11 protein-coding genes are annotated in these 7,909 nt (G+C 27.6%); 2 read left to right on the top strand and 9 right to left on the bottom strand.

Translation table 11 applies throughout. The features are described from left to right. Window positions 1–130 precede the first annotated feature (130 nt). Genes L3J60_RS12965 through L3J60_RS12955 form a run of 3 tightly spaced genes read right to left on the bottom strand, consistent with a single transcriptional unit; the run spans window position 131 to window position 1,865 of the window. The gene (locus L3J60_RS12965) at window positions 131–712 is read right to left on the bottom strand and encodes a methyltransferase domain-containing protein (protein WP_291975987.1); all 582 of its coding nucleotides are present in this window, start codon (window positions 710–712) and stop codon (window positions 131–133) included. Between the two features lie 9 nt (window positions 713–721). Then, window positions 722–1,507 (bottom strand): SDR family oxidoreductase, encoded by a 786-nt coding sequence (locus L3J60_RS12960; RefSeq protein WP_291975986.1) that lies wholly within the window; start codon window positions 1,505–1,507, stop codon window positions 722–724. After that, window positions 1,497–1,865: a S4 domain-containing protein gene (locus tag L3J60_RS12955; RefSeq protein WP_291975985.1), complete on the bottom strand. Its 369-nt coding sequence runs from the start codon at window positions 1,863–1,865 to the stop codon at window positions 1,497–1,499. Before L3J60_RS12955 ends, L3J60_RS12960 begins: the two co-directional genes overlap by 11 nt. 79 nt (window positions 1,866–1,944) lie before the next feature. On the opposite strand from L3J60_RS12955, the gene L3J60_RS12950 reads away from it, so the two are divergent. Beyond that, a complete protein-coding gene (locus L3J60_RS12950) occupies window positions 1,945–2,772 on the top strand; it encodes an FKBP-type peptidyl-prolyl cis-trans isomerase (protein WP_291975984.1) in 828 nt (275 codons plus the stop codon). Window positions 2,773–2,842: 70 nt separating this feature from the next. On the opposite strand, the gene L3J60_RS12945 is transcribed toward L3J60_RS12950, so the two are convergent. From L3J60_RS12945 to smpB, 5 genes are read right to left on the bottom strand one after another with little or no spacing between them, the layout of a single operon-like run. Further along, a complete protein-coding gene (locus tag L3J60_RS12945) occupies window positions 2,843–3,460 on the bottom strand; it encodes an outer membrane beta-barrel protein (protein WP_291975983.1) in 618 nt (205 codons plus the stop codon). 48 nt (window positions 3,461–3,508) lie between these two features. After that, window positions 3,509–4,462: a transketolase family protein gene (locus L3J60_RS12940; protein ID WP_291975982.1), complete on the bottom strand. Its 954-nt coding sequence runs from the start codon at window positions 4,460–4,462 to the stop codon at window positions 3,509–3,511. A 51-nt stretch (window positions 4,463–4,513) separates the two neighbouring features. Continuing rightward, a complete protein-coding gene (locus tag L3J60_RS12935) occupies window positions 4,514–5,095 on the bottom strand; it encodes a Maf family nucleotide pyrophosphatase (RefSeq protein WP_291975981.1) in 582 nt (193 codons plus the stop codon). After that, the gene (locus L3J60_RS12930; RefSeq protein WP_291975980.1) at window positions 5,095–6,006 is read right to left on the bottom strand and encodes a geranylgeranylglycerol-phosphate geranylgeranyltransferase; all 912 of its coding nucleotides are present in this window, start codon (window positions 6,004–6,006) and stop codon (window positions 5,095–5,097) included. Before L3J60_RS12930 ends, L3J60_RS12935 begins: the two co-directional genes overlap by 1 nt. A 5-nt stretch (window positions 6,007–6,011) precedes the next feature. Next, window positions 6,012–6,470 (bottom strand): SsrA-binding protein SmpB, encoded by a 459-nt coding sequence (smpB, locus tag L3J60_RS12925; RefSeq protein WP_291975979.1) that lies wholly within the window; start codon window positions 6,468–6,470, stop codon window positions 6,012–6,014. 125 nt (window positions 6,471–6,595) lie between these two features. On the opposite strand from smpB, the gene L3J60_RS12920 reads away from it, so the two are divergent. After that, a complete protein-coding gene (locus L3J60_RS12920) occupies window positions 6,596–7,153 on the top strand; it encodes a hypothetical protein (RefSeq protein WP_291975978.1) in 558 nt (185 codons plus the stop codon). Window positions 7,154–7,206: 53 nt separating this feature from the next. Here the strand turns inward: L3J60_RS12920 and L3J60_RS12915 are convergent, their stop codons facing one another. Next, the gene (locus L3J60_RS12915) at window positions 7,207–7,713 is read right to left on the bottom strand and encodes a histidine phosphatase family protein (RefSeq protein WP_291975977.1); all 507 of its coding nucleotides are present in this window, start codon (window positions 7,711–7,713) and stop codon (window positions 7,207–7,209) included. Between the last annotated feature and the right edge of the window lie 196 nt (window positions 7,714–7,909).

Raw genomic sequence — 7,909 nt, 5'->3', positions numbered from 1 at the left:
GTCTTGTTTTCTTGTAATAATGTTTCTATTACAACACGTTCTTTTAACGTTAATCGTACATATTTATTTACTTTCATACAACAAATCTAAGATTATGATTTGTTGCGTTAAGTTCTTGAATTCAGGGGTTCTATTTTCTTTCAAAGATAAAAAAGAATTCTCTTTTTTGTCGTGGTTTTATGGAGTTATGACTTTTTTCTAAAGTTTTTATTGTGAAAATTTTAGAAAATAAGGTTAAATATTCCTCTTTACAACCTCCAAAAGGAGGACCAGATTTAGTTAATTCAAAATCGAATAATAAACCAACTAATTTTCCTCCATAATTTAATAAACTATTCATTTTAGAAACATAATTACTTCTTAAATTAAGGTTTAATGCACAAAAAAAAGTTTGTTCAATTATTAAATCATAAGTTTTTGTATGCTCAAAAAAATCTTGATTAATCAAATTTTCTTTTGGAAAATCTGGTATTTTAGAAGCTAAATTTTCTAAAGGAGTTTTTGCAATATCTACCACCGTTATATTTTTAAATCCTTGGTGATACAAATATTCTACTTCGTGACCATTACCGGCACCTGGAATTAAAATACTTATTTTTTTATCTTTTAACTGATTAATATAAAATTTAATAGGGGTGGAGACATAGCCAATATCCCAACCTGTTTTATTTTCTTTGTATTTGTTTTCCCAATACGTTTTATCAAATTTCATTTTAAATATTTAGAGCGATTTAATTAAGCCTCCATCAATAGGGATATTAATTCCTGTAATGTAAGAAGCATAATCTGAAGCTAAAAAACTTACTAAATAACCAAATTCTTCAGGATTTCCAAGCCGTTTCATAGGAATAGATGTTGTCAAATTTTTTAAAATAGTTTCAGATGAAACTCTTTTTTCTTTTGCTTGTAAATTATTTAATCCCTTAATTCGTTCTGTATCAAAAATGCCCGTTAAAATATTATTAACCGTTATTCCATATTCAGCAACACCTAATGAAAGTGTTTTAGCCCAAGTGGTTACTGCAGCTCTTATAGTATTTGACAATACCAAATGCTCTAAAGGTTCTTTTACCGTTAAAGAAGTAGCGTTAATTATTCTTCCAAAATGATTTTTTTTCATGCTATCCAAAGCTAACATTGTGGTGTAAACTACGGATTTAAATAATAAATCAAAAGCTTGTTGATATTCATCAATACTTTTTTCAAATACATTTCCACCTTTTGGACCGTTGGTATTATTCACTAAAATATCAATAGTATTTGAATTAAAATAGTTGGTAATAATCTTTTTATACGTTTTAAAATCATTAAAATCAACCACTAAAATTTGATGATTCTGATTAAAATCTACATTTAATTCCTTTTTTACAAGTTCAAGTTTTTCTTTATTTCTAGCCATTAAAGTTACTTCTGCACCACAATTTGCTAACTGTAAAGCAATTGCCTTTCCCAATCCTTGGGTGCTTCCACCCACTAATGCTTTTTTATTTTTTAAATTAATCCTCATTGGTATAATTTTCTAAATCTCTTCTATCTTTTTTTGTAGGTCTGCCAACTCCTTTTTTACGGTAATAATCTTTTGAATATTTTAGTAGCTCAAATTTCTCAAATTCTTCAGTAGGAGTAATGTCTTTTCTAAAAATATCAACTAGTTTTGCTCCAATGCGGTTTTTAGGAATATCAAGTACTTCAATTTGATAATTTATTTGATTTTTCCTTATTATTAATTTATCGCCATTAAAAACAAGTTTTGACGGTTTAATTGTAGCATCATTAATTTTAATATGTCCTTTTTTGCAGGCTTCTGTAGCTATATTTCTAGTTTTATAATAGCGTATGCACCACAAATATTTATCAATTCTCATATAATAAAGTTAAATTTTACTTTTACCTTTCGTCAAAGATAGGAAAATAGTATCTTGCGACCTCTAAAAATTAGAATGAATGAATATCAAAAACTTACTAATAGTTATTACAGTTGGAACGCTTCTTTTTGCTTGTAATAAAAAAGATAATAATACTTCAACTTTTGATGCAGCACAGCAATCTATTGATGATGATGCTACTCTTATTGAATATTTACAAACGCATTATTTAAATGATACTGATGGTGGAATTTGGACCATTACTAATGGTGAAACTCCGTTGATGGATAACGTTGAGGTACAAAACATTACAAAAAACGATATTGCTTATAAATTATATTATTTAAAAGAAGTTGAAGGTGTTGGTGCTGCTCCAACAAGAGCCGACTCTGTATTAGTCACTTATACAGGTATGTTATTAGATAGCACTGTTTTTGATTCAAGAAGCCGAATTACATGGCTTTCATTAACTCAAGTTATTGATGGTTGGAGTTATGGATTTACTAATTTTAAAGGAGGTACTAAAGTTATAAATCCTGATGAATCTTTCTATTATGAAAATTATGGAAAAGGTATATTATTTATTCCTTCAGGTTTGGCTTATGGAAATATTATTCAAGCTGTTATACCAAAAAATTCTCCGTTAATATTTCAAATAACTTTACAAGATGTTAACCAATCAGATGATGACAATGATACTGTTTTATCAAAGGATGAAGACATTGATCACGATGGAAATGTTAAAAATGATGATACTGATGGTGATGGTATTGCTAATTATTTAGATGTGGATGATGATAATGATGGAATTTTAACCAAAAATGAAGATGCAAATGGTGATGGAAATCCCATGAATGACGATACTGATCAAGATGGTATACCTGATTATTTAGACGCAGATAGTTAAAAAAATATTAAAAGAAAAAAAAGCCGTTCAGTAGTTAATTGAACGGCTTTTTTATGAAATATAACTATTTTTATTGTTTCTTATTTGATAATCTATAAGATAGATTAAAAATAATTTGATCAGGTCTTGAATCTAGCGTAAATATATTACCCGCATTAGTCCAATTAGCTTCATTTTTACTTAAACCTCTTTCATATCTAACATCAAGTCCTAATTTACCAAGCTCAATAGATGCACCAATATTTAATCCAACAGTAAAATTGTTTTTAATACTTTCATATTTTAAACCTTTAAAATTGTTATCTAAAACATATTGAAAAGCAGGTCCTGCAAATACGTTTAACGGTCCAATAACTTTAAAACCAACTAAAACAGGAAGATCTAATTTTGAAAGTTTATAATCGGTTGATTGTGAATTCAATTGGTATTCACTAGTTGTTTTTGTATAAACTAACTCTGGTCTGATATAAATCATTCCAAGATCTAGTTTGCCGTAAAAACCAATATTAAAACTAGATTTTCCAGCTCCTTTATTATTAATTATAGTTTGAGTATCACTAATAATTTCGGAAAATTCCCCATTTGAATTATAGCCTAAACCAGCTTTAATACCAAAACCACTTTGGGCGTTTGAGATAAAAAATGTCACTAAAAATACGATTGAAAATAATACAATTCTTTTTTTCATAAATTTATAATTTTTGATTATACCTTTATAAACGGAATTGTTGTAGTTTTATTTTCTTAAAATTACTTTAGTAACTGCCTTAACTATTGCTTTATCATTTAACCCATATTTTTCCATTAATTGTTCTGGAGTTCCAGATTCTCCAAAACTATCATTTACAGCAACAAATTCTTGGGGCACAGGATTTTCTTCTACTAAAATTCTTGCAATACTTTCACCTAAACCACCTAATTTATTGTGTTCTTCTGCGGTAACCATACAACCTGTTTTAGCTACAGATTTTAAAATAGCATTTTTATCTAATGGTTTAATAGTATGAATATTAATAACTTCTGCACTTATTCCTAATTTTTCAAGCTCTTCTGATGCTTGTAAAGCTTCCCAAACTAAATGTCCAGTTGCAACTATTGTAACATCTTTTCCTTCAGTTAATTGAATGGCTTTTCCTATTTCAAACTTTTCATTTTCAGGCATAAAAACAGGAACTTTAGGCCTTCCAAAACGTAAATAAACTGGACCAACATAGTCGGCAATAGCTATTGTTGCAGCTTTGGTTTGGTTATAATCACAGGTGTTAATTACTGTCATTCCTGGCAACATTTTCATTAAGCCAATATCTTCTAATATTTGGTGTGTTGCACCATCTTCACCTAATGTTAAACCTGCGTGAGAAGCACATATTTTTACATTTTTATTTGAATAAGCAATCGACTGACGGATTTGATCGTACACTCTTCCTGTTGAAAAGTTAGCGAAAGTACCAGTAAAAGGAATTTTCCCTCCAATGGTTAATCCTGCTGCAATTCCCATCATATTTGCTTCTGCAATACCAATTTGAAAAAAACGATCAGGATGATTTTCAATAAATTTTTCCATTTTTAAGGAACCCACCAAATCTGCACAAAGTGCTACAACATTTTTATTGGAATCTCCTAATTCTGCTAATCCAGCTCCAAATCCAGAGCGAGTATCTTTTTTCTCGGTAAACGTATATTTTTTCATGTATATATTTATTAAAAATCGGTCAAAATTAAGCTATTTAATACTAAGAAACTACAATTTAATTAATTCTTCATAAAGTTTATCAATAGGCAAACCCATTACATTAAAATAACTACCTTCTAATTTGGTTACACCAATAAATCCAATCCATTCCTGAATTCCGTAAGCACCTGCTTTATCAAGCGGTTGGTATTTTTTTACATAATAATTTATTTCATCATTAGTTAAAGTTTTAAAATAAACTTTAGTTACAGATGAAAATACCTTTTCAATATTACTAGTTTTAATACAAACTGATGTTATTACTTCGTGCATTTTACTAGATAATAATTTCAACATTTTAACGGCTTCTTCGGTGTTTTTTGGTTTTTCTAATGAAGCGTTTTCCAACCAAACAATAGTATCTGCGGCAATAATAATTTTATTTTTTGTCAATTGATTATCAAAAGGTTGAGCTTTTAATTTAGCCAAAAAATCTGTTATTTCTACTCTTTTCAATTCAGATGGATAATGCTCATTTATATGTTTTACTTCAACCGTAAAAGGAATATTCAATTCTCTAAATATTTCTTGTCTTCTAGGTGAAGAAGAAGCAAGTATGATATTATAATTTTTAAATTTATTGGCTAACATTATTTCTTTATTAGTGAAATTATTAAAATAGAATTAATTCCTAAAAACATTATTATTTTTAGAAGTAAACTTAGATTATAGATTTTTTTATAAGACTTTAATTTCCATAATTTAAATGAAACATAAATTAATGGAACAAGGCAAGTTACTGTTAAATAACTTGTTAAAAAAATATAATAAACATCTAAATTTAATATGATAAGTAAGAGTATAAAAACAGGAATTAGAGTCAAAATTGCACTTAATTTTAAAATTCTATTAATTCCAAATACAATTGGTAAGGTTTTCATCTTTAATGCATAATCACCTTTTATATCTTCTATATCTTTAACTAGTTCTCTAGATAAATTAATGAAAAATGAAAATATTGAAAGGGTGTAAATAATTATAATGGTATCAATTTGATTTAGACTTTTTACTTGATAATTAATATCTAAAATAGCTAATAAAATTATACTAAAAGCAATTAAAAAAGCGACTAAAAAATTACCAATAAATGGTTTTGATTTTAAGTGTTTTGCATACCAATATAATAGGAGTGAAGTTCCTGCAAAAATAAAAACAATTAAAGGGTTATTTACACTTAATGAAAAAATAAGTCCTGTTAAAATTCCAGCTAGATTTATTCCAATATACCACTTTTTAGCATTACTAACGGATAAATATTTACCTATAATAATAGCATTTGGTTTATTTATTTTGTCAGTATTTATATCATAAATATCATTAATAATGTAACCTGTAGCGGTTATTAATACAATAGATAGCCATAATTCTAAAAATTGAAGAATATTTAATTTGGTAACCGTATTTAAACTAGGAAATAATAAAAATTTAATTAAGAAAAACACATAAGTTATTAGCAGCAAATTTCTCCAACGAATTAACCTAAAAAAAGTTGCTAAATTCATATTTACTAGTTGAAATTCTTTTTTAATCGAGAAAGGTTAATTTTGTTTTCACGATCTTTAATAGCTTCTCTTTTGTCGTAGTTTTTCTTTCCTTTACATAAAGCAATTTCTAATTTAGCCCAGCCTTTATCCGTTAAAAACAGTTTAAGAGGAACAATAGTTAAACCAACATTTTGGACTTCTTTTTGTAATTTTTTAAGCTCATTTTTATTTAATAATAACTTACGCTCACTTTTTGGCTTATGGTTGTATGAATGTCCATATAAATATTCCTCAATAAACATATTAATTACAAATAATTCACCATTTTCGCTAAACTCACAGAAACTTTCAGTAATCCTGGCTTTACTTTCTCTAATCGATTTTATTTCGGTACCTGTCAGCTGAATTCCAGCGATATATTTATCCAGAATTTCATATTCAAATCTGGCTTTTTTATTTTTGATATTTATTTTCTTTTGCATAATGACAAAGGTACTATAAATTTATTTTTACAAATAAGATAAAAATATCTTTTAATGATAAATATCATCTAATTATTACTATTTACAGATTATGTTTGCCCAATATTTTAACTAAAATACTATTTATGAAAAAACTATTATTATCATTAGTAATGATTTCATTACTTTCAGAAATTACCTTTTCGCAAGAAAAAGTAGAAAATCAAGGATTTAAAGGTGCTTGGTGGGGCTTAATGTCGGCAAGTTACAATAAAACAGAAGGGTCAGCTGCCGTTTATACTATTTTACCTGCAGTTGGTACATTTGTTTCTGCAGATGTTACAATTGGAGCTGCTTTAGGTTACACTAATGCACTTAGCCAAGATGTTTTTATAGTTAAACCATTAGCAAGAAAATATTTTGGAGTTTCTGATAAGTTTTTCCTTTTTATTGAAGGAAATGTGCCATTACTTTTTGGAGAAAATTTTAATGCTTATGGGTTCAATATAGAACCAGGAATTGATTATTTTATTGGTGGAAAATGGACTATTGAAGCTAAATTTGGAAGATTTGGATATAACGTATTTAATCCAGATGGAGGTAGTTCCGTTGGAACTACAACTTTTGGTTTTAATATGTTTGATTCTCAAACTCAAGAAGGTTTAGGAGCAGGTCTTTCATTTGGATTGAAGTACTTATTCTAAACTAATATAAATTAGTTCCCATACAAAAAAACCACTTTTTAGTGGTTTTTTTGTTAATCAAAACTTAACAAAACTGAAGTTTTAGAATTTCTTGTTACCGTAACTATGTATAAATTTGAATTGATAGCATCATCAATTTCAGGATATTTATTTTCTTCTAAAATTTTATTTACAAAAAATGGAGTAGTGTTGCTATGACCAACAATTAAAACCATTTTTCCTATTGTATTCTTTTTAAAATCTTCAGCATATAAATTAAAAGGATTGTAAAACTCAATGGTTACGTTATTAGCAATTGCAGTAGGTTTAGCCGTTTGTATTGCTCGTTTAAAGTTGGTAGCATACACTTTATCAAATTTCACATTCTTAAATGTATTTGCCCATTTTTCAGCCCTTTGTAAACCTATTTTTGTTAATTCTGGATCTTTATTACTAGCGTTGGTTCTATTTTTTTCTGCATGTCTAATTAAATAGTACGTAGTAACTTTATTGTCTTTTGATTGTGAATTCATAGTTAAAATACCGTTTATACTAAAAAATAAAATTAATAAATACTTCATAATTTTAAGTTGTTTTTATGCTAAAATACACAAAAAAACTCCTTTCAATTTTAACTGAAAGGAGCTTGCCAGGGCAAACTCACACTTTTATTTTCAATATCCTTAATAAATAGTCTTCATCCCAAGCCGCTTTGAGTCTTTTGCTTTTAACCGACAGTTTTTTAGTTTGTTCATTTTTCAGGAGGTTCAAGGCTAT

This window comes from Lutibacter sp. (assembly GCF_021647475.1).
Classification (GTDB): Bacteria; Bacteroidota; Bacteroidia; order Flavobacteriales; family Flavobacteriaceae; genus Lutibacter.
This window is presented reverse-complemented; position numbering and strand designations above follow the sequence as displayed.

Bases quoted from the DNA above. Each gene is read 5' to 3' on its own strand.
- L3J60_RS12965 (WP_291975987.1), bottom strand. From the start codon at position 712: ATGAAATTTGATAAAACGTATTGGGAAAACAAATACAAAGAAAATAAA.
- L3J60_RS12960 (WP_291975986.1), bottom strand. From the start codon at position 1,507: ATGAGGATTAATTTAAAAAATAAAAAAGCATTAGTGGGTGGAAGCACC.
- L3J60_RS12955 (WP_291975985.1), bottom strand. From the start codon at position 1,865: ATGAGAATTGATAAATATTTGTGGTGCATACGCTATTATAAAACTAGA.
- L3J60_RS12950 (WP_291975984.1), top strand. From the start codon at position 1,945: ATGAATATCAAAAACTTACTAATAGTTATTACAGTTGGAACGCTTCTT.
- L3J60_RS12945 (WP_291975983.1), bottom strand. From the start codon at position 3,460: ATGAAAAAAAGAATTGTATTATTTTCAATCGTATTTTTAGTGACATTT.
- L3J60_RS12940 (WP_291975982.1), bottom strand. From the start codon at position 4,462: ATGAAAAAATATACGTTTACCGAGAAAAAAGATACTCGCTCTGGATTT.
- L3J60_RS12935 (WP_291975981.1), bottom strand. From the start codon at position 5,095: ATGTTAGCCAATAAATTTAAAAATTATAATATCATACTTGCTTCTTCT.
- L3J60_RS12930 (WP_291975980.1), bottom strand. From the start codon at position 6,006: ATGAATTTAGCAACTTTTTTTAGGTTAATTCGTTGGAGAAATTTGCTG.
- smpB (WP_291975979.1), bottom strand. From the start codon at position 6,470: ATGCAAAAGAAAATAAATATCAAAAATAAAAAAGCCAGATTTGAATAT.
- L3J60_RS12920 (WP_291975978.1), top strand. From the start codon at position 6,596: ATGAAAAAACTATTATTATCATTAGTAATGATTTCATTACTTTCAGAA.
- L3J60_RS12915 (WP_291975977.1), bottom strand. From the start codon at position 7,713: ATGAAGTATTTATTAATTTTATTTTTTAGTATAAACGGTATTTTAACT.